Annotated in this window: 18 protein-coding genes; 7 read left to right on the top strand and 11 right to left on the bottom strand. The window is 59.9% G+C overall.

Translation table 11 applies throughout. The features are described from left to right. Positions 1-7: 7 nt before the first annotated feature. Positions 8-508, bottom strand: a complete 501-nt coding sequence (locus tag CER19_RS21800) for an ATP-dependent zinc protease (protein WP_116667933.1) — start codon at positions 506-508, stop codon at positions 8-10. A 171-nt stretch (positions 509-679) separates the two neighbouring features. On the opposite strand from CER19_RS21800, the gene CER19_RS21795 reads away from it, so the two are divergent. Continuing rightward, positions 680-1,564, top strand: coding sequence for an acyltransferase (locus CER19_RS21795; RefSeq protein WP_116667932.1), 885 nt, complete (start codon positions 680-682; stop codon positions 1,562-1,564). On the opposite strand, the gene CER19_RS21790 is transcribed toward CER19_RS21795, so the two are convergent. Next, positions 1,561-2,133, bottom strand: coding sequence for a DUF2780 domain-containing protein (locus CER19_RS21790; protein ID WP_003194844.1), 573 nt, complete (start codon positions 2,131-2,133; stop codon positions 1,561-1,563). The two genes, CER19_RS21795 and CER19_RS21790, sit on opposite strands and share 4 nt — an antisense overlap. 135 nt (positions 2,134-2,268) lie before the next feature. Between CER19_RS21790 and CER19_RS21785 the strand changes: the two genes are divergently transcribed. Both CER19_RS21785 and CER19_RS28650 read left to right on the top strand, forming a co-directional pair. Beyond that, positions 2,269-2,727: an anti-sigma factor domain-containing protein gene (locus CER19_RS21785; protein WP_116667931.1), complete on the top strand. Its 459-nt coding sequence runs from the start codon at positions 2,269-2,271 to the stop codon at positions 2,725-2,727. Between the two features lie 219 nt (positions 2,728-2,946). Then, positions 2,947-3,450, top strand: a complete 504-nt coding sequence (locus CER19_RS28650; RefSeq protein ID WP_133298357.1) for a hypothetical protein — start codon at positions 2,947-2,949, stop codon at positions 3,448-3,450. Positions 3,451-3,590: 140 nt separating this feature from the next. Here CER19_RS28650 and fdhA read toward each other — a convergent pair whose 3' ends face one another. The 8 genes from fdhA to CER19_RS21740 all read right to left on the bottom strand — a co-directional run bounded on the left by fdhA (position 3,591) and on the right by CER19_RS21740 (position 13,546). After that, the gene (fdhA, locus tag CER19_RS21780) at positions 3,591-4,790 is read right to left on the bottom strand and encodes a formaldehyde dehydrogenase, glutathione-independent (RefSeq protein WP_116667930.1); all 1,200 of its coding nucleotides are present in this window, start codon (positions 4,788-4,790) and stop codon (positions 3,591-3,593) included. A 186-nt stretch (positions 4,791-4,976) separates the two neighbouring features. Then, positions 4,977-5,834, bottom strand: coding sequence for a formyltetrahydrofolate deformylase (purU, locus tag CER19_RS21775; protein WP_014720231.1), 858 nt, complete (start codon positions 5,832-5,834; stop codon positions 4,977-4,979). A gap of 125 nt (positions 5,835-5,959) precedes the next feature. Beyond that, the gene (locus CER19_RS21770) at positions 5,960-6,592 is read right to left on the bottom strand and encodes a sarcosine oxidase subunit gamma (RefSeq protein ID WP_056782910.1); all 633 of its coding nucleotides are present in this window, start codon (positions 6,590-6,592) and stop codon (positions 5,960-5,962) included. Between the two features lie 130 nt (positions 6,593-6,722). Next, positions 6,723-9,740, bottom strand: coding sequence for a sarcosine oxidase subunit alpha (locus tag CER19_RS21765; protein WP_116667929.1), 3,018 nt, complete (start codon positions 9,738-9,740; stop codon positions 6,723-6,725). Continuing rightward, on the bottom strand, positions 9,737-10,039 hold the full coding sequence (locus CER19_RS21760; protein ID WP_003194855.1) for a sarcosine oxidase subunit delta: 303 nt from the start codon (positions 10,037-10,039) through the stop codon (positions 9,737-9,739). Before CER19_RS21760 ends, CER19_RS21765 begins: the two co-directional genes overlap by 4 nt. Before the next feature lie 15 nt (positions 10,040-10,054). Further along, positions 10,055-11,305 (bottom strand): sarcosine oxidase subunit beta, encoded by a 1,251-nt coding sequence (locus tag CER19_RS21755; RefSeq protein ID WP_003176546.1) that lies wholly within the window; start codon positions 11,303-11,305, stop codon positions 10,055-10,057. A gap of 22 nt (positions 11,306-11,327) precedes the next feature. Continuing rightward, a complete protein-coding gene (gene glyA / locus CER19_RS21750; protein ID WP_116667928.1) occupies positions 11,328-12,581 on the bottom strand; it encodes a serine hydroxymethyltransferase in 1,254 nt (417 codons plus the stop codon). 236 nt (positions 12,582-12,817) lie between these two features. Continuing rightward, entirely contained in the window at positions 12,818-13,546 is a 729-nt protein-coding gene (locus tag CER19_RS21740; protein WP_116667926.1) for a TraX family protein, read from the bottom strand. A 90-nt stretch (positions 13,547-13,636) separates the two neighbouring features. Here CER19_RS21740 and CER19_RS21735 point away from each other — a divergent pair, with 90 nt between their 5' ends. From CER19_RS21735 to CER19_RS21725, 3 genes are all read left to right on the top strand, one after another. Beyond that, the gene (locus CER19_RS21735) at positions 13,637-14,677 is read left to right on the top strand and encodes a low specificity L-threonine aldolase (protein WP_073525870.1); all 1,041 of its coding nucleotides are present in this window, start codon (positions 13,637-13,639) and stop codon (positions 14,675-14,677) included. A gap of 193 nt (positions 14,678-14,870) precedes the next feature. After that, positions 14,871-15,071: a hypothetical protein gene (locus CER19_RS21730; protein ID WP_116667993.1), complete on the top strand. Its 201-nt coding sequence runs from the start codon at positions 14,871-14,873 to the stop codon at positions 15,069-15,071. Between the two features lie 131 nt (positions 15,072-15,202). Then, positions 15,203-15,736, top strand: a complete 534-nt coding sequence (locus CER19_RS21725; RefSeq protein ID WP_003194866.1) for a hypothetical protein — start codon at positions 15,203-15,205, stop codon at positions 15,734-15,736. A 760-nt stretch (positions 15,737-16,496) separates the two neighbouring features. Here the strand turns inward: CER19_RS21725 and gbcB are convergent. Continuing rightward, positions 16,497-17,597 carry a glycine-betaine demethylase subunit GbcB gene (gbcB, locus tag CER19_RS21710; RefSeq protein ID WP_014720237.1) on the bottom strand — a complete coding sequence of 367 codons (1,101 nt, stop codon included), beginning with the start codon at positions 17,595-17,597 and terminating at the stop codon, positions 16,497-16,499. A gap of 282 nt (positions 17,598-17,879) precedes the next feature. On the opposite strand from gbcB, the gene gbcA reads away from it, so the two are divergent. Continuing rightward, positions 17,880-19,175 carry a glycine-betaine demethylase subunit GbcA gene (gene gbcA, locus CER19_RS21700; RefSeq protein ID WP_116667923.1) on the top strand — a complete coding sequence of 432 codons (1,296 nt, stop codon included), beginning with the start codon at positions 17,880-17,882 and terminating at the stop codon, positions 19,173-19,175. Positions 19,176-19,439 lie beyond the last annotated feature (264 nt).

Here is a 19,439-nt window from a genome sequence, read left to right as displayed (position 1 = left end):
GGTTCAATCAGCAGTCCGGTTTGTCGGCAGTGTAGCGACGTGCCGGGTTTACCGCAGCGCCAAATTCACGCAGGGCCTTGGCGCCGATCAGCAGCGGGTAGTTGAAGCTGCTGCGGTCGGTGAGGTTGACCTCGACGGTGCGCTTGACGTCGCCCAGACACATCTCCAGATCGATTACCGGGCGCTTGGCCACGCTGGCGTCGTCCTTGTCGTCGTCCTCATCGGCGCGGCTCTTGATCTTGCTGATGCGCGACACCTTGTGCTCATAGACCTTGTTACCCGCGTCCTCACCGCCGAGGCGGAAGCGCACCCAGTCATCGCCGTCGCGCTGAAAGGTTTCGATGTCGCGCGCCGACAGCGAGGCGGTCAGTGCGCCGGTGTCCATCTTGGCCTTGAAGGTCTGGCCGATCTCCGGCAACTGGATGTATTCGTAGCGACCGTAGAGCGTGGGCTCGGCCGCCATGACAGGGACGGCAACCAGAGCGAACGCAGCAAGGAGTAATTTCACGACAGGATTTCCTCGAAAGAAGTGGGCGGAGTCTAGACCGCAAACACGGCACTTAGTTGGATGACCGAGCATATCGCGCACAGTGTGAAACATTCGTGCGGCATTTTGCGATTTGGCCTCTAGACTCACCTTGCTTATGATGGCCCGCCCACAAAATTCCAAGAGTTGCTTATGCGCCGCCTGCTCACCGGCTGTCTGGTTACACTGCTGCTGTTGCTCAACACGCTGATCCTGATCGGCCCCTTGATGGTCTTCGCCCTGCTCAAACTGGTGGCGCCAGGCCGCTCGCGTGACTATGCGTCCTGGGCGGTAATGTGGATCGCCGAGACCTGGGCCGAGATCGACAAGCTGATTTTCTCGCTGTGCATTCCAACCCAATGGGATATTCGCGGCGGTGAGGACCTGCGTAGTGATACCTGCTACCTCGTCATCAGCAACCATCAATCCTGGGTGGATATCCCAGCGCTGATCCAGGCGCTGAACCGGCGCACGCCGTTCTTCAAATTCTTCCTGAAAAAAGAGCTGATCTGGGTGCCCTTCCTCGGCCTGGCCTGGTGGGCGCTGGATTACCCGTTCATGAAGCGCTACACCAAGGCATTCCTGGCCAAGCACCCGGAACTGGCAGGACAGGATCTGAAAATCACCAAAGAGGCCTGCGAGCTGTTCAAGCGCCAGCCGGTGACGGTGGTCAATTACCTGGAAGGCACGCGCTTCAGCGAGGCCAAGCGCGCGCAGCAGCGTTCACCCTTTACTCGACTACTCAAGCCCAAGGCAGGCGGTGTGGCGTTTGTGCTGGCAGCAATGGGTGAACAGCTGGACGCGGTACTCGACGTGACCGTGGTCTACCCGCAACAAAAGATTCCGGGGTTCTGGGATCTGATCAGCGGCGCGGTGCCGAAGGTGATCGTGGATATCCGTACCCGCGAGCTGGACCCGGCGTTGTGGCAAGGGGATTACGAGAACGACCCGGCGTTTCGCCAGACCGTCCAGAACTGGGTCAACCAGCTCTGGATGGAAAAGGATGCGCGCATCGAACAACTGCGCGAGGAGCCTTAGCTGCCGGTGCCCCAAGCCTGAGCCAATTTGCCCAGTACCGAGCTGCTGGCGCCCTCGCCGCCGAGGTATTTCAGGATCACCGGGGCAAACTGGCCGACCATGCCGCTGTCCATGCCCAAGGCGCTGAAGGCGGTGTTCAGGTCGTTGGTGCTTTTCACGTTGCCCAGCAGGCCGTCCAGGCCGCTGGTCTTGCTGCCGCCGGTTTGGCCGAGCATCCCGCTCAAGGCACCGAGGCTGCCCAATGCGTTATTACCCGACAGCTTGTCGAGGCCCGGCACACTGTTACTCAGCTGCGAGAAGTCATTGCCGCTCAATTTGTTCTTGGCCAGGCCCAGCATGGCGCCCGTGCCGCCCACCGCTTGCTCGGGGGTGATGTTCAGTTGCGAGGTCAAGGCCGTCAGCAGGTCGGCCGTCTGCGACGTGGGCGCGGCGGCAGCGGCCTTGTTATTGCCACCCTGCATGCCGGAAATGGCGTTGGCTGCATCGCCAAGGCTGAAACCTGCGGCGAATACCGGGCCGGCGGCCACGGTCAACAGGCAGGACAGGGCAAAACCGCGTGAAATCTTCATCGAAACAACCTCTGGATATAGGGGTAAAGCAGGCGTTGGACTGGGTATCCCGTCGGTTGTTCCAAAGCCCCTCAGGAACCCATCGAGGATAAGCGGGTCCATGAACTGACTACAAAATTTGTCGAGAAGAGACTTATGACTGCGATCCAACCCCCAGTGATTGAGCACAAGCCTGCTTTCTGGAGCCGCCCTCGCCTGTTCATCGGCGCCTGCGTGGTGGTGGTTGCCGGTATCGGCGGCGCGCTCTACACCCAGGACAGCGTCAAATCCGCGGCGACATTGGTGACCACGACCCAGCAGCCGGCCGCACAAATCATGGCCCACAAGGATTACCTGGAAGTAGAACCGATTGCCGCCACGGCGCCAGCACCGGACCAAAGCCTTGAACTCTGGGCAATTCCCAAAGACGGCGCACCGGTCTCCCTTGGCCTGCTTCCGGAGGATGGCAAAGGGATCATTGGCCTGAATCCGCGCCAGCAGGAAACCATCAGCAAGCCGGTAGAGTTGATGGTGAGTTCGGAGACCAAGGGTGGTTCGGTCAGCAAACAGCCGACAGGTCCGACTGTGTACCAGGGCGCATTGGCCACACGCTGAACCCCGGCTGCAAAACTCGATTCAAACTATGGAAGCGGGCTGGCCCGCTCCCACATCACCTGTAAATCGCCGGTCACGCGGTCAGACATCTTGTTTGCTTATTCAATCTAATTATAACAATTATTAAAATTGAATCTAAAAAACTGTCAGTGTTGACAGTAGAGCACATCAAATTAAATATTGATGATGGAGTCTCTTTCAACACTGGAGTAAACAAGGATGAAACCTTCAACGCGCAAAAAACAGCCTTCTTTTAGCCTCTTCTGTCTGACAGGTTTTTTATCGCTGGCCGCGATATTTGGAACCACTTACGCGTCGGCGGAAAGCTGTCCAGATCTCAGTCAAGTCAAGGATTCCGTGATAAACGGAGCTTACACGTACCAGTTTGGTAACTGGAAAGGCACCAATCAGCCCGGCGCACCCGACGCAGAAAAGTCTTACCTGAACGCAGGACTACATTTTGACAGGGTCACACTGGCGCAACGGGTAATTTCAAGTACTCCGGGATCGGAGGATCCCAAGGAAACAGAAAAACCGGGCACAACTGTCGCATATATCAGATGTGACTATGTGGGCGCGGGAGAGGATGCTCGAATCCGACTGGTTAAACGCGTCGATCAGCTACCTGCACCGGATGCTGGCACTTGGGAAAACGAAACCACTACTAATACAGCCGGCACGATCAATAAGTACTGCACGCATATAAGTTGCTCGTTCAAATAAACGCTCCATGCTCACCACACCTCAAAACATGGCCCTTGCGTGGTGAGTTCATAGACGCTAAACAAGCATTCCCTCACCATGAAAGTCTTAGTTTCAAATAGTACAGTAGGGCGGCCATTGGCCGCCCTTTTATCTTGAACTCAAGCTGCACTAAATAAACTATGCGGATCAATCACAAACTTCTTCGGCACACCCGCATCGAACTCGCCATACCCGCGTGGCGCATCATCCAGGCTGATCACCTGCACGCCGACGATTTCGGCGATGTTGATACGGTCCCACATGATCGCCTGCATCAGTTGGCGGTTGTACTTCATCACGGGTGTTTGCCCGGTGTGGAAGCTGTGGGATTTGGCCCAGCCGAGGCCGAAGCGAATGCTCAGGCTGCCCATTTTCGCGGCGGCATCGACAGCACCCGGATCTTCGGTGACGTAGAGGCCAGGGATACCGATCTTGCCTGCCACACGCACCACGCCCATCAGTGAGTTGAGCACGGTGGCCGGGGCTTCGGCCTTGACGCCGTCATGGCCATGGCCGCGTGCTTCAAAGCCTACGCAGTCGACGGCGCAATCCACTTCGGGCTCGCCCAGCAGTGCGGCGATCTGTTCGTGCAGCGGCGTATCGGTGGACAGGTCGACGATTTCAAAACCCTGGGCCTTGGCGTGGGCCAGGCGGATGGAATTGACGTCGCCAATGATTACAACGGCTGCACCCAACAGCCGTGCCGAGGCAGCAGCGGCAAGGCCGACTGGGCCGGCACCGGCGATGTATACGGTGCTGCCCGGGCCGACGCCGGCAGTGACGGCGCCGTGGTAGCCGGTGGGCAGGATGTCGGAGAGGCAGGTCAGGTCACGGATCTTCTCCATGGCCTTGTCGCGATCCGGCAGTTTGAGCAGGTTGAAGTCGGCGTACGGCACCAGCACGTACTCGGCCTGGCCGCCGGTCCAGTCGCCCATGTCCACGTAGCCATAGGCGCCACCGGCACGGGCCGGGTTGACGGTCAGGCACACGCCGGTGTGTTGCTCCTTGCACGAGCGGCAGCGGCCGCACGCGACGTTGAACGGCACGGAAACCAGGTCGCCGATTTTCAGGTTCTCGACGTCGCTGCCTTTCTCGATCACCTCGCCGGTGATCTCGTGACCGAGCACCAGGCCGGTCTGGGCAGTAGTGCGGCCACGCACCATGTGTTGGTCGGAGCCGCAGATGTTGGTGGAGACCACGCGCAGGATGACGCCGTGCTCAATCTTCCTGCCACGGGGGTCCTGCATTTTGGGATAGTCGATTTTCTGTACTTCGACCTTGCCGTTGCCGAGATACACGACACCACGATTACCAGACATGCTTTCACCTCGCTGTTGTTTTTATGGAACTGCGTTGCCGCTTGGATGGGCAGCGCGTTAAGTGCTCGGGTACAGATGCTGTTTCTGTGTTGCTTGTAAGGGCCTCATCGCTGGCAAGCCAGCTCCCACAGTGGATCGGGTTCACACATTCAAGCGTGTGGGAGCTGGCTTGCCTGCGATAGCGATCTAAAGAACGACAGTGCGATTGGCGTTCAAGAACACCCGCCGCTCAATGTGATACCCCACGGCCCGCGCCAGTGTCAGCCCTTCGATATCCCGCCCCTTGGCAATCAAGTCCTCGGGATAATGGCTGTGATCCACCACCTCCACGCCTTGGGCGATGATCGGCCCTTCATCCAGATCGTTGTTGATGTAATGCGCCGTGGCCCCCACCAGTTTCACGCCCTTGTTGTACGCCTGGTGATACGGCTTGGCGCCCTTGAAGCCCGGCAGCAACGAGTGGTGAATGTTGATAGCCTTGCCGTCCAGCTTGCGGCACAGCTCTGGTGACAGCACTTGCATGTAGCGCGCAAGGATCACCAATTCGGCGCCGGTGTCTTCAATCACCTGCCACACCTGACGCTCCTGGGACGGTTTGTCGTTGGGGTCCAGGGGGAAATGGTAGTAGGGAATCTGGTGCCAGTCGGCCAACGGTTTCAGATCAGGGTGGTTGGACACCACCGCGACCACATCCATCGACAATTGGCCGATGCGCTGGCGGTACAGCAGGTCGTTGAGGCAGTGATCGGCCTTGGAGACCATGATCACCACTTTGGGCCGGTAGTTCGGCGCCGTCAGTTCGAAGATCATGCCAAACGCTTCGCCACGAGTCGCCAGGCCTGCGCGAAAGGCTTGCTCGTCGAAACCGTCGGGCTGGCGGAATTCCACACGAATGAAAAACCGGCCCGAGAGGCGGTCATCGAACGAATGGTGCTCGGTGACGTAGCAGCCCTGCTCGAACAGGTAGCGGGTGACCGCGTCCACCGTGCCGAGCACGCTGGGGCAGTCGGCGGTCAAAATCCATGTATCGGGTGCGCGGCTCATGGGTCACTCCTCAGGCTGATCGTTCCCACGCTTTGCGTGGGAATGCCGCCATGGACGCTCTGCGTCCGCTTTTGGGACGCGGAGCGTCCCGGTGTGCATTCCCACGCGGAGCGTGGGAATGATCATCATGCGACAACGCTCAGGCCGAATTCAGCCGAGGCATCCTGCAACCACAACCACCAGTAATCCGAGAAGCTGCGACGGATCAGCAATTCCCAGGTGTCGTCGCTGGTATGACGGATCACCAGTTGCGACTTGGCGAACACCGTGCCCACGGCCTTGCCCACCGGGAAGTTGTTGGGGTGTACGTCGTAGCTGGTGGACTTCATCAGCACATCGCGCACATTCGGGCCGCTCAGTTCAAGAATCTGCTGGCCGCCGCTGACGTTGACGATCTGGATATGCAGGTCGCCCAGGGCAGCGCGCAGATTTTGTTCGGCGGCAAACTCTTCACCGCTCGGCACGATCAACAGCCACTCATCCGGGCCGAGCCACTGAAGGCTGGTTTCACCTTTGAAGACCACACTCAGCGGGCCGGGCAGTTCAATGCCGACGGCCTTGTGTACGCCAGCGGCGAACGCGGCGTCGTGGCCATCGCCACGGATAGTCAGGTGGCCGAGGAGTTTCTTTTCACGCACGGTCACGCCGGCATTCTTGCGGCCCTTGCCGACCAGGCTGGCGAGGTCGGCATGGTGCAGCGACGACTCGGCCTTGGCGCCGGTGGTGGGGCGTTGTTGGTAAACATTGGCAGCTGTCATAAAGCACCTGTCTGAATTCTGTGGTGACTGTTCTGGCCTCATCGGGAGCAAGCCCCCTCCCACCTTTTTGAAGTGCGAATGCCTTCAAATGTGGGAGCTGGCTTGCCTGCGATGGCCGCGACTCGGTCGATCAGATGTTCTGCCGATCGCCTTTAGGGTCAAAGAACACCGATGAAACAATCTCTGCCTCGATCACGCTGCCATCCGCTTGGGGCGAGAACACCCGCTCACCGATGCGCTTCAAGCCGCCCTTCACTACACCCATGGCAAACGAATAGCCCAGGGAGTTATGCGCATAACTTGAGGTAACGTGACCCACCATCTTCATCGGGATCGTCTGCTTCGGATCGAACACCAGTTGCGCGCCTTCCGGCAACCACACATTCGGATCGATCGGCTTGAGCCCCACCAACTGCTTGCGCTCTTCACGCACGCAGTCTTCACGGTTCATCCCGCGCCAGCCGATCCACGAGAACGGTTTGGTACGGCCAACGCACCAGCCCATGTTCAGGTCGTCCGGGGTCATCGAGCCGTCGGTGTCTTGCCCGACGATGATGAAGCCCTTCTCGGCGCGCAGGACGTGCATGGTCTCGGTGCCGTACGGGGTCAGGTTGTACTTTTTGCCGGCCTCGACGATCTTTTCCAGTACGCCCATGGCGTAGTCGGCCTGCACGTTGACTTCATATGACAGCTCACCGGTAAACGAGATACGGAACACCCGCGCCGGAACACCGCCCACCAGGCCTTCCTTCCAGGTCATGAACGGGAAGCCGTCCTTGTCCAGGTCGATGTCGGTGACTTCACTGAGCAGCTTGCGGCTGTTGGGGCCCGACAGGGTCATGGTCGCCCAATGGTCGGTAACCGAGGTGAAATACACCTTGAGGTCCGGCCATTCGGTCTGCTGGTAGATTTCCAGCCACTGCAACACGCGGGCGGCGCCGCCCGTGGTGGTAGTCATCAGGAAGTGGTTATCGGCCAGACAGGCCGTCACGCCGTCGTCGAAGACCATGCCGTCTTCCTTGCACATCAGGCCGTAGCGCGCCTTGCCCACGTCGAGCTTGGTCCAGGCGTTGGTGTAGATGCGGTTGAGGAACTCGCGCGCATCCGGGCCCTGAATGTCGATCTTGCCGAGGGTGGACGCGTCCAGCAGGCCGACGCTGTCACGCACGGCCAGGCATTCGCGTTTGACCGCGGCATGCAGGTCTTCACCGTTGCGCGGGAAATACCAAGGGCGTTTCCACTGGCCGACGTCTTCAAACTCGGCGCCGTTCTTCACGTGCCAGGCTTGCAGCGCGGTATAGCGTACCGGCTCGAAGATATGCCCACAGTGACGGCCCGCGACCGCACCGAAGGTGACCGGCGTGTAGTTGGGACGGAACATGGTGGTGCCCATCTGCGGGATAGTCACGTTCAACGAACGGGCCGCGATGGCCAGGCCGTTGACGTTACCCAGCTTGCCTTGGTCGGTGCCGAAGCCCAACGCGGTGTAGCGCTTGACGTGTTCCACCGACTCGAAACCTTCGCGAGTGGCCAGTTCGATGGCGGCGGCGGTCACGTCGTTTTGCAGGTCGACAAATTGCTTTGGCGCCCGTGCGGTGGCTTTTTCGTGGGGTACCTGGAACAGCGCCAGGGTTGGTTCCTCAAGACGGCTCAAGGCTTTTGGCAGCGTGCCTTCAACCGGGGCAAAACCGGCTTCGCTGGCCGCACGCACGCCGCCTTCAAAGCCATCGGCGAGGGAATCGCCAAGGCCGTAGACACCGTTGATGCCACCCACGCACACGCGTTTTTGCGGCGCTTCGCCCGGTACGAAGCCGAGGATATCTTCACGCCAGGTCGGCTTGCCGCCCAGGTGCGAGGCCAAATGCACCACCGGGCTGTAACCGCCGGAGCTGGCGACCAGGTCGCAGTCCAGCCACTCGCCGGGGCTGGTCACTTTATGCGCCTTGACATCGATGGCTGCCACGCGGGCGCCGGTCACGTGCTTACTGCCACGGGCTTCGATCACGGCGCTGCCGGTGAGGATGCGAATACCTTTGGCGCGGGCTTCTTCAACCAGTGCACCGCGTGGGTTGTGACGCGCATCAGCCACCGCGACGACGGTGAGGCCCGCATCGAACCAATCCAGCGCAACGCGGTAAGCATGATCGTTGTTGGTCGACAGCAGCAGCTTCTTACCCGGTGCCACCCCGTAACGACGCACATAGGTAGACACCGCACCCGCGAGCATATTGCCCGGCACATCGTTGTTGCCGTACACCAGCGGACGCTCGCACGCACCGGTGGCCAGCACCACGCGCTTGGCACGTACACGGTGGATACGCTGACGCACCACGCCAATCGGCGCCCGGTCACCGAGATGGTCGGTGAGACGCTCGTGAATGGTCAGGAAGTTATGGTCGTGGTAACCGTTGACGGTGGCGCGGGGCAGCAGCACCACGTCCGGCAGAGCTTTCAATTCGGTAATGACGCTGGCAACCCATTCAGTGGCCGGCTTGCCATCGAGGCTTTCACGGGAATCGAGCAGCGACCCACCGAACTCTTCCTGCTCGTCGGCGATGATCACACGGGCACCGCTGCGCGCAGCGGCCAATGCCGCGGCGAGGCCGGCAGGACCTGCGCCCACGACCAACACGTCGCAATGACGGTTGAAGTTATCGTAGGTGTCCGGGTCGTTCTCGGTAGGGGAACGGCCAAGGCCCGCCGCCTTGCGGATGTATTTCTCGTAGGTCATCCAGAACGATTGCGGGTACATGAAGGTTTTGTAGTAGAAACCCGGCGGCATCAGCTTGCCGCCGACCTTGCCGAGAATACCCATCATGTCGTTGTTCACGCTCGGCCAGCCGTTGGTGCTGGTAGCAACCAAGCCTTGGTACAGCGCCTGTTGGGTGGCGCGCACGTTGGGGATTTGTGTGGCTTCGGTGGCGCCGATCTGCAGCACCGCGTTCGGCTCTTCGGCGCCCGCGGCAAAGATGCCCCGAGGGCGCGAGTACTTGAAGCTGCGACCAATGATGTCGACGCCGTTGGCCAGCAGGGCTGCGGCCAGGGTGTCGCCTTCAAAGCCTTTGTAGCTCTGACCGTTGAACGTAAACGTCAGGACTTTATTACGGTCGATGCGGCCACCGTTGGACAGGCGATTGATCTGGCTCATACCTTCTCTCCAGAGGCCTTGGCGGTGAACTGAGGCTTCTCACCGATCTTGTAGGTTTCAAGAATTTCGTAGGTCACAGTGTCGCGGGTGGCGTTGAAATACTGGCGGCAACCGGCGGCGTGGATCCACAGTTCGTGGTGCAGGCCGCGCGGGTTATCGCGAAAGAACATGTAGTCGCCCCACTGCTCGTCGGTGCAGGCATTCGGGTCCAGCGGGCGCGGGATGTGCGCTTGGCCGGACGCGTGGAATTCCTCTTCGGAGCGCAGTTCGCCACAGTGAGGACAGAAGATATGCAACATAGGGAATTTCTCCTGTTAGTGGGCGACGGCCGCAGCGCCGTGTTCGTCGATCAGCGCACCGTTGTGGAAACGGTCGATGGAAAAAGGTGCGGCCAGTGGGTGCATTTCACCCTTGGCCAGGCTGGCGGCAAACACGTTGCCTGAGCCTGGGGTGGCCTTGAAGCCGCCCGTACCCCAACCGCAGTTGAAGAACATGTTCGGTACCGGCGTCTTGGAGATGATCGGGCAGGCATCCGGCGTGGTGTCGACGATGCCGCCCCACTGGCGGTTCATGCGCACCCGCGACAACACCGGGAACATCTCGACGATGGCCTGGATGGTGTGTTCGATCACCGGGTACGAGCCGCGCTGGCCGTAGCCGTTGTAGCCGTCGATACCGGCGCCGATCACCAGGTCGCCCTTGTCGGACTGGCTGATGTAACCGTGCACGGCGTTGGACATGATCACGCTGTCGATAATCGGCTTGATCGGCTCCGACACCAGGGCTTGCAGCGGGTGGGATTCGATCGGCAGGCGGAAGCCCGCAAGCGAAGCCATGTGCCCGGAGTTACCGGCAGTGACCACACCGACGCGCTTGGCGCCGATAAAGCCTTTGTTGGTTTCCACACCGATGCACACGCCGTTTTCCTTGCGGAACCCGATCACTTCGGTCTGCTGGATCAGGTCCACGCCCAAGGCATCGGCAGCACGGGCAAAGCCCCAGGCCACGGCATCGTGACGGGCCACGCCGCCGCGACGTTGCACGGTGGCGCCCAGCACCGGGTAGCGGGTGTTTTTCGAGCAGTCCAGGTATGGAATCTCGTCAGCTACCTGTTGGGCGTTAAGCAATTCGCCGTCCACGCCGTTGAGGCGGTTGGCGCTCACGCGGCGCTCGGAATCACGGATGTCCTGCAGGGTGTGGCACAGGTTGTACACGCCCCGCTGGGAGAACATCACGTTGTAGTTCAGGTCCTGGGACAAACCTTCCCAGAGTTTCATTGCATGTTCGTACAGGTGAGCCGACTCGTCCCACAGGTAGTTGGAACGCACGATGGTGGTGTTGCGCGCGGTGTTCCCGCCGCCCAGCCAGCCTTTCTCGACCACCGCCACGTTGGTGATGCCGTGTTCCTTGGCCAGGTAGTAGGCGGTCGCCAGACCATGCCCGCCGCCGCCGACGATGACCACGTCGTAGACCTTTTTAGGGGTCGGCGTGCGCCACATCTTCTGCCAGTTTTCGTGATGGCTGAGGGAGTGCTTGAAGAGGCCGAAGCCTGAGTAGCGTTGCATAGTCATTACTCCAAAACCGCGCTCAGCGATAAACCGGGAAATCAGCGCACAGGGCAGACACGTGCTTGGCCACGTTAGCCTCGACATCGGCGTCGCCGAGGTTGTCGAGGATGTCGCAGATCCAACCGGCTAGCTCGACGCACTGCGGCACTTTGAAGCCACGGGTGGTCACCGCCGGGGTACCGATGCGCAGGCCCGAGGTTACGAACGGCGACTGCGGGTCATTCGGCACCGCGTTCTTGTTGACGGTGATGTGGGCGCGACCCAGGGCGGCGTCCGCCTCTTTGCCGGTGAGGCCCTGGCGGATCAGGCTGACCAGGAACAGGTGGTTGTCGGTGCCGCCGGAGACCACATCGTAGCCACGCTTGATGAACACTTCGGCCATGGCCTGGGCGTTATCGATCACTTGCTGCTGGTAAGCCGTGAAGCCGGGCTCCAGCGCTTCCTTGAAGCACACGGCCTTGCCGGCGATCACGTGCATCAGCGGGCCGCCCTGGGCGCCGGGGAATACCGCAGCGTTGAGTTTCTTTTCGATTTCTTCGTTGGCCTTGGCCAGGATCAGGCCGCCCCGTGGACCGCGCAGGGTTTTGTGGGTGGTGGTAGTGACAACATCAGCGTAAGGCAGCGGGTTCGGGTACAGGCCAGCGGCAACCAGGCCGGCGACGTGGGCCATGTCGACGAACAGCAGCGCGCCAACCTTGTCGGCAATCTGACGGAAGCGTGGGAAATCCAGGGTCTTGGAGTAGGCCGAGAAACCCGCCACAACCATCTTCGGCTTGTGCTCGACCGCCAGGCGCTCGACTTCGTCGTAGTCGATCAGGCCGGTGTCGGTGTTGATGCCGTATTGCACCGCGTTGTACAGCTTGCCAGACGACGACACTTTGGCGCCGTGGGTCAGGTGACCGCCGTGGGCCAGGCTCATGCCCAGGATGGTGTCGCCGGCATTGATCAGCGCCAGGTACACCGCGCTGTTGGCCGAGGAACCGGAGTGCGGTTGCACGTTGGCGTAATCGGCGCCGAACAGCTGCTTGGCGCGTTCGATGGCCAGGGCTTCGACCTTGTCCACATGCTCGCAGCCACCGTAGTAGCGCTTGCCCGGGTAGCCTTCGGCGTATTTGTTGGTGAGGCCGCTGCCTTGGGCTTCCATCACGCGCTTGCTGGTGTAGTTCTCCGACGCGATCAGCTCGATATGATCTTCCTGGCGCTGCTCCTCGGCATTCATCGCCGCCAGCAGTGCGTCGTCATATCCCTGGATCTGGTCTTGTTTGCTGAACATCGCGTCTCTCCCAGCCTTTCGTATTGTTGAGGCCCTCGCAGGGCCCTTTGATGCGATGGTAGGGCTGGCGCGTGCGGGCCAAATGCCTGCGCACGCCACGCAAAGGTGCGTTTACGACATGGGCTGAAGAATGTGCAAACGCTTGTGTGGGAGCTGGCTTGCCTGCGATGGCATCGCTGCGGTGCAACTGGCAGACCGAGGTGCGTGCATCGCAGGCAAGCCAGCTCCCACAGGGGTTAGGCGATGATCTGGCGGATGAGTAGCAGCAGCAAGAAATGCAGTGGATATAAGGCATAGGCCCAACGCCGCATCGCTGGTGGCGAGACATTTTTGGCATGTCGCAACAAGACCAAACCCACCCATGGCGCAATCAGGCATGCTGCCAACCCCAACAGCGCCACCGGCGTGCCGCTATTCAGCAAAATCTGCCATTGATTGGCGGCAACACAAACCAAGCCTGGAAGCACACTGAAATACCAAGGGCGACTGAACACCAGCAACATCGCCAAGGGCAGTAACACACCGAAAAAACCGAACATCAAATGTGTCGCACACACCGCCGCAATACTGAGTGCTATCAGCGCTAATACTCGATCAAAAAGCGCCTTCTGTTGCCATCCTCGGGCAACCAGCAAACCTAGGGCCAAGGTCGGCAGTACATTCAACGTATCGGCGTCCTCGATAAATAGCCGATACGGCACTTCGCTGATCACGCTGAACAGCAGCAACCAACCCAGGTAGCGCCAATGGCCCGTCACTGGAGCGTCGCGAACGCGATGCAAATTAGCCGCAATCGCCAGGCAAAACCACGGAAACGCCAGGCGCCCCGGCACGTATAGCTCATCCAGGCTCAGCCCCACATAGCGCAGGTGATCGAGCACCATACTCAACAGCGCCAGCCACTTGAGCAGATCCAAAGCGCCATCTCGGACAGGTCCGACAGGCAAGGTGTGAGTACCGTGCATAATTCCCCAACGACTTTGCATTTACAGTGCGTGCGCGCGCCCGGCAATCTTGGGTAAAGTGCGCACCAACATCGACCACAGGAACGGGCCATGACCGACAAGAGCCAACAATTTGCCAGCGACAACTATTCCGGCATCTGCCCGGAAGCCTGGGCCGCCATGGAACAAGCCAACCAGGGCCATCAACGTGCCTACGGCGATGATGAATGGACCCACCGCGCCGCCGACGGTTTCCGCAACCTGTTCGAGACCGACTGCGAGGTGTTCTTCGCCTTCAACGGTACAGCCGCCAACTCCCTGGCGCTGTCCTCGCTGTGCCAGAGCTACCATAGCGTGATTTGCTCGGAAACCGCCCACGTCGAAACCGACGAATGCGGCGCGCCGGAGTTTTTCTCCAACGGCTCCAAACTGCTGGTTGCCCGTACCGAAAACGGCAAGCTGACCCCGGAGTCGATCCGCGAAATCGCCCTCAAGCGCCAGGATATTCATTATCCCAAGCCGCGCGTCGTGACCCTGACCCAAGCCACCGAAGTCGGCAGCGTGTACACCCCGCAAGAGATCCGCGCTATCAGCGCCACCTGCAAGGAATTGGGCCTGAACCTGCACATGGACGGCGCACGCTTCGCCAACGCCTGTGCATTCCTGGGTTGTTCACCGGCCGACCTGACCTGGAAAGCCGGCGTTGACGTGCTGTGCTTTGGTGGTACCAAAAACGGCATGGCGGTGGGTGAAGCCATCCTGTTCTTCAATCACAAATTGGCTGAAGACTTTGACTACCGCTGCAAACAGGCCGGTCAGTTGGCGTCGAAAATGCGCTTTCTCTCCGCCCCATGGGTGGGCCTGCTGGAAAATGACGCCTGGCTCAAACATGCACGCCACGCCAACCACTGTGCGCAATTGCTGAGCAGCTTGGTGGCGGATATTCCCGGCGTGGAATTGATGTTCCCGGTACAGGCCAACGGCGTGTTCCTGCAACTCTCGGAACCCGCAATTGCAGCGCTGACCGCCAAGGGCTGGCGCTTCTACACCTTCATCGGCAAAGGCGGTGCGCGCTTCATGTGTGCGTGGGATACCGAGGAAGAGCGTGTAAGGGAATTGGCTGCCGACATTAGGGAAGTAATGAACGCCTAACGTACGAATTCGGCCAGTTGGCACTGGCCGATTGCCCAGACTGTTTTTTGATATTTCTGACAGCTATCCAGCTCATTTTTATTGTCTAGCCTCTTGTTACCCGCAAGGAAAACGCAGCGATATCTGCCACTTTTCGGGTTTCACCGCCAGCCGAATAATCGGCGGCAAAGGCACATCAATGGAGAGCTTTATCATGGAATATCAAAGTAATGGCAACACGCTGCAAAGCGGCGGCAGCACCAGCACCACGGTCATTGACTGGGATGAGTTCAGGAAACACGCCAAGATCGGGGACACCATTCAGGAGCCATCAAGGACGTTGACCATCTACGACAAAACCTACGAATTGACAAACTCAGGCCAGCACTTCGTTGTCCATATCTACGCCCAATAACTGTTAACGCCTAAGGCTCGCGTCGCAGACTCCCGGCCTGCGACGCGACGCTGAATCATGATTGTTCCTGCGCTCCGCGTGGGAATGCCTCCTCGGACGCTCCGCGTCCACCCGAAATCAAGGATGAACACGTGGGCAGAAGCCGCTATGTCATCACCGAACCCGAAAAACCCCACTTCCTCACCTGCACTGTCATGGAATGGCTCCCCCTCTTCACCCGCAACTACCTGGTGGACCATCTTCTGGATTGCTGGCGATATCAACAAAGCAACCACGCTTTAAACTTGTTTGGTTACGTCATCCTGGAAAATCACTTGCACTTTATTGCTCAAGCGCCCGATCTGGGAAAGTGCGTCAGCCAATTCAAATCCTTCACCGCCCGCACCATCATTGACGACCTGCAAAGCAAAGGCGCGGAGCGGGTATTGCAGCGCCTGCGTTTCTGCAAGCGTGCACACAAGACAGATCGTGTTTATCAACTGTGGCAGGAAGGTTCACATGCGGAATTGGTTTACAGCGAGGCAGTCATGCGCCAGAAGCTTGATTACATCCATCACAACCCCATAAAGCGAGGCTATGTGGACCTGGCTGAACACTGGCGTTACTCCAGCGCCCGCAACTATGCAGGTATGCCAGGCCTGATCGACATCCAACCTTGGCTCTGAAGATCCGCGTCACCCTTCATTTGCGACGGGACGCGGAGCGTCCTGGAAGGCGTTACCACGCAGAGCGTGGGAACGAGCATGCAGCCTTCTGCCGGGAAGATCGTTCCCGCGCTCCGCGTGGGAATGCAGCCCGTGACGCTCCGCGTCACCCCTCAATTGCGACGGGACGCGGAGCGTCCTGGGAGAGGCGTTACCACGCAGAGCGTGGGAACGAGCATGTGCCTTCTGCCGGGAAGATCGTTCCCGCGCTCCGCGTGGGAATGCAGCCCGTGACGCTCCGCGTCACCCCTCAATTGCGACGGGACGCGGAGCGTCCTGGGAGGCGTTACCACGCAGAGCGTGGGAACGAGCATGTGCCTTCTGCCGGGAAGATCGTTCCCGCGCTCCGCGTGGGAATGCAGCCCGTGACGCTCCGCGTCACCCCTCAATTGCGACGGGACGCGGAGCGTCCTGGAAGGCGTTACCACGCAGAGCGTGGGAACGAGCATGTAGCCTTCTGCCGGGAAGATCGTTCCCGCGCTCCGCGTGGGAATGCAGCCCGTGACGCTCCGCGTCACCCCTCAATTGCGACGGGACGCGGAGCGTCCTGGGAGGCGTTACCACGCAGAGCGTGGGAACGAGCATGTGCCTTCTGCCGGGAAGATCGTTCCCGCGCTCCGCGTGGGAATGCAGCCCGTGACGCTCCGCGTCACACCTCAATTGCGACCGGACGCGGAGCGTCCTGGAAGGCGTTACCACGCAGAGCGTGGGAACGAGCGGATCAGAACTCGATGCGTACATCACCCTTCGGCACACTGCAGCACGACAGGATGTAGCCTTCGGCCTCGTCTTCTTCGGTAATCCCGCCGTTGTGCTCCATCTCCACCTCGCCACCCAGCTTCATCACCTTGCACGTACCGCAGATGCCCATGCCGCAGGCTTTGGGGATCAGCAGGCCGAGCTTGGCGGCCGCGGCGTGCACCGTTTCCCCCGGCGCCACGCGAATGCTCTTGCCGGACGCGATAAATTCCACTTGATGCAGGTCTGCCAGGTCGATCTCCGGCGCATCCGCCGCTTGCTCGGCCTGCTCCACCGCATCGGCACGGGCTTCGGGCGGTGTCGCGCCAAAGGATTCTTCGTGATAACGCGTCATGTCGAAACCGGCGACTTCCAACAGGCGCTTCACCGCGTTCATGTACGGCGTAGGGCCGCAGCAGAACACCTCGCGCTCCAGGAAGTCCGGCACCATCAGCTCCAGCATCTTGTGGTTCAGGTAGCCGCGATACCCGGCCCATGGCTCACCCAGGCCGTGTTTTTCGCAGATCAGGTGCAGGCTGAAGTTATCGATCCGCGACGCCATGTGCTCCAGCTCACGGTGATAGATGATGTCCTTGGGCGAGCGGGCGCTGTGGATAAAGGTCATGTCGACGTTGGCGTTGGTGTCGTAGAACCAGCGCGCCATGGACATCACCGGTGTGATCCCAACGCCGCCGCTGAGGTACAACACTTTCGGGCTCGGGAAATCGATGGCATTGAACAGCCCGACCGGCCCGTGCACCGCCAACTCCTGGCCTTCGTGCAAAGTGTCGTGCAGCCAATTGGAAACCCGACCGCCCGGTACGCGCTTGATGGTCACCGAGAAGCTGTAAGGCACCGACGGTGAACTGGAAATCGTGTAGGAGCGCATGATCGGCTGGCCTTCGATTTCCAGCTCCAGGGTGACGAATTGCCCCGGCTTGAAAAAGAACAGAATCGGCTGATCGGCCATGAAACAGAAGGTGCGCACGTCCCAGGTTTCCTGGATGACTTTGACGCAGCGGACGATGTGCCGACCATTGGCCCAGGTCTGGGTGGTTACCGGATTCAGGAAATTATTGGACATGTTGTTCTCCACCGCCGACGTCGGCCTTATGGTGGCGATTCTGCGTAACGCGAGAACCACCCACTTACCTATCTGCGACATTCACATACTTACGGCGACCAGCCCCCAAAGACAGGGGCTTGCGCGTCGGGATCAGATTGGGCCATGTCGCCCATGGATAAGGTTCGACGTTACGCCGGGCCCACACTCGCTCCCAACAAAGACGCGTTCTTTACGCCTTGCACAGCACCAACCGTAGCCACTATTCGCCGGCCACACAGAATGGCCATGAGGACACACACGATGGACGTCACCGCAACCTTAAGCTTGGGCGATCCGCTGGAACCCGCACGCAAGGCCACCGCGCAAATGCTGCAAGAGCGCGAGCGTACTTTTTCGCTGCCGCAGCCGTTCTACTCTGATGAGCGGCTGTTCGATATAGACATGCAGGAGATCTTCCAGAAAGAGTGGTTGATCGCCGGCATGACCTGCGAAATCCCCACCAAGGGCAACTACCTGACCCTGCAAGTGGGCAAGAACCCGATCATCGTGATCCGGGGTGCCGACGGCGTGGTGCATGCGTTCCACAACGTCTGCCGCCATCGTGGCTCGCGCTTGTGCACCAGCGACAAGGGCAAGGTCGCTAAATTGGTATGCCACTACCACCAGTGGACCTACGAGCTGGACGGCCGCCTGCTGTTCGCCGGCACCGAGATGGGCGCCGATTTCGACATGAAACAGTACGGCCTCAAGCCGGTGAACGTGAAGACCGCTGGCGGCTACATCTTTATCAGCCTGGCCGAAAACCCACCGGCCATCGATGACTTCCTGTCGACGCTCAGCCATTACATGGAGCCCTACGACATGGAGAACACCAAGGTGGCGATTCAGACCACCTTGTTCGAAAAAGCCAACTGGAAGTTGGTGCTGGAAAACAACCGCGAGTGCTACCACTGCAACGCGTCACACCCCGAACTGCTGAAAACCCTGCTGGAGTGGGACGACGTTACCGACCCGCGCGCCGACCAGGCGTTCAAGGACCACGTGAGCGCCTGCGCCACCGCTTGGGATGCCGAAAAAATCCCTTACGCCCACGCCAGCTTCGGCCTGCGTAACCGCATTGTGCGCATGCCGCTGCTCAAGGGCACCGTGTCGATGACCCTGGATGGCAAACAAGGCTGTGCCAAGCTCATGGGCCGCATCAAGAACCCAGACCTGGGCTCGATGCGCATCCTGCACCTGCCGCACTCCTGGAACCACTGCATGGGCGACCACATCATTGTGTTCACCGTGTGGCCCATCAGCGCCCAGGAAACCATGGTCACCACCAAGTGGATCGTGCACAAGGACGCTGTGGAAGGCGTGGACTACGACGTGGAACGCATGCGCCAGGTGTGGGACGCCACCAACGACCAGGACCGCCGCCTGGCCGAAGAAAACCAGCGCGGTATCAACTCCACCGCCTACCAGCCTGGCCCTTACTCCAAGACCTATGAGTTTGGCGTGGTGAATTTTGTGGATTGGTACAGCGAGCGGATGCTGAGCAACCTGGGCGCCGCTCCGGCGCCGTACCTCAAAGGTGTGGCCGCACACGAATAACTGCCCCCCATAGATCACAATGTAGGAGCGAGCTTGCTCGCGAAAAACTCACAGGCACCGCGTTTACTCAGGAAACACGCGTTATCGTTGACGTTTTTCGCGAGCAAGCTCGCTCCTACACGTGAAGCAGTCGCCGCTTACTATTTGATCAGTTCTCGCGCAAGCCGCTAGCGCCCTGCCCTCCAGCCTTTACCCAACAACTTATCCACAAAGCCACCCACAGCAATTGTGGGCAAGTGTGTCGTGGACGAAAATTAAATCAAG

This window comes from Pseudomonas sp. GL93, assembly GCF_003408955.1.
In the GTDB taxonomy this organism is placed as follows: Bacteria; Pseudomonadota; Gammaproteobacteria; order Pseudomonadales; family Pseudomonadaceae; genus Aquipseudomonas; species Aquipseudomonas paracarnis.
This window is presented reverse-complemented; position numbering and strand designations above follow the sequence as displayed.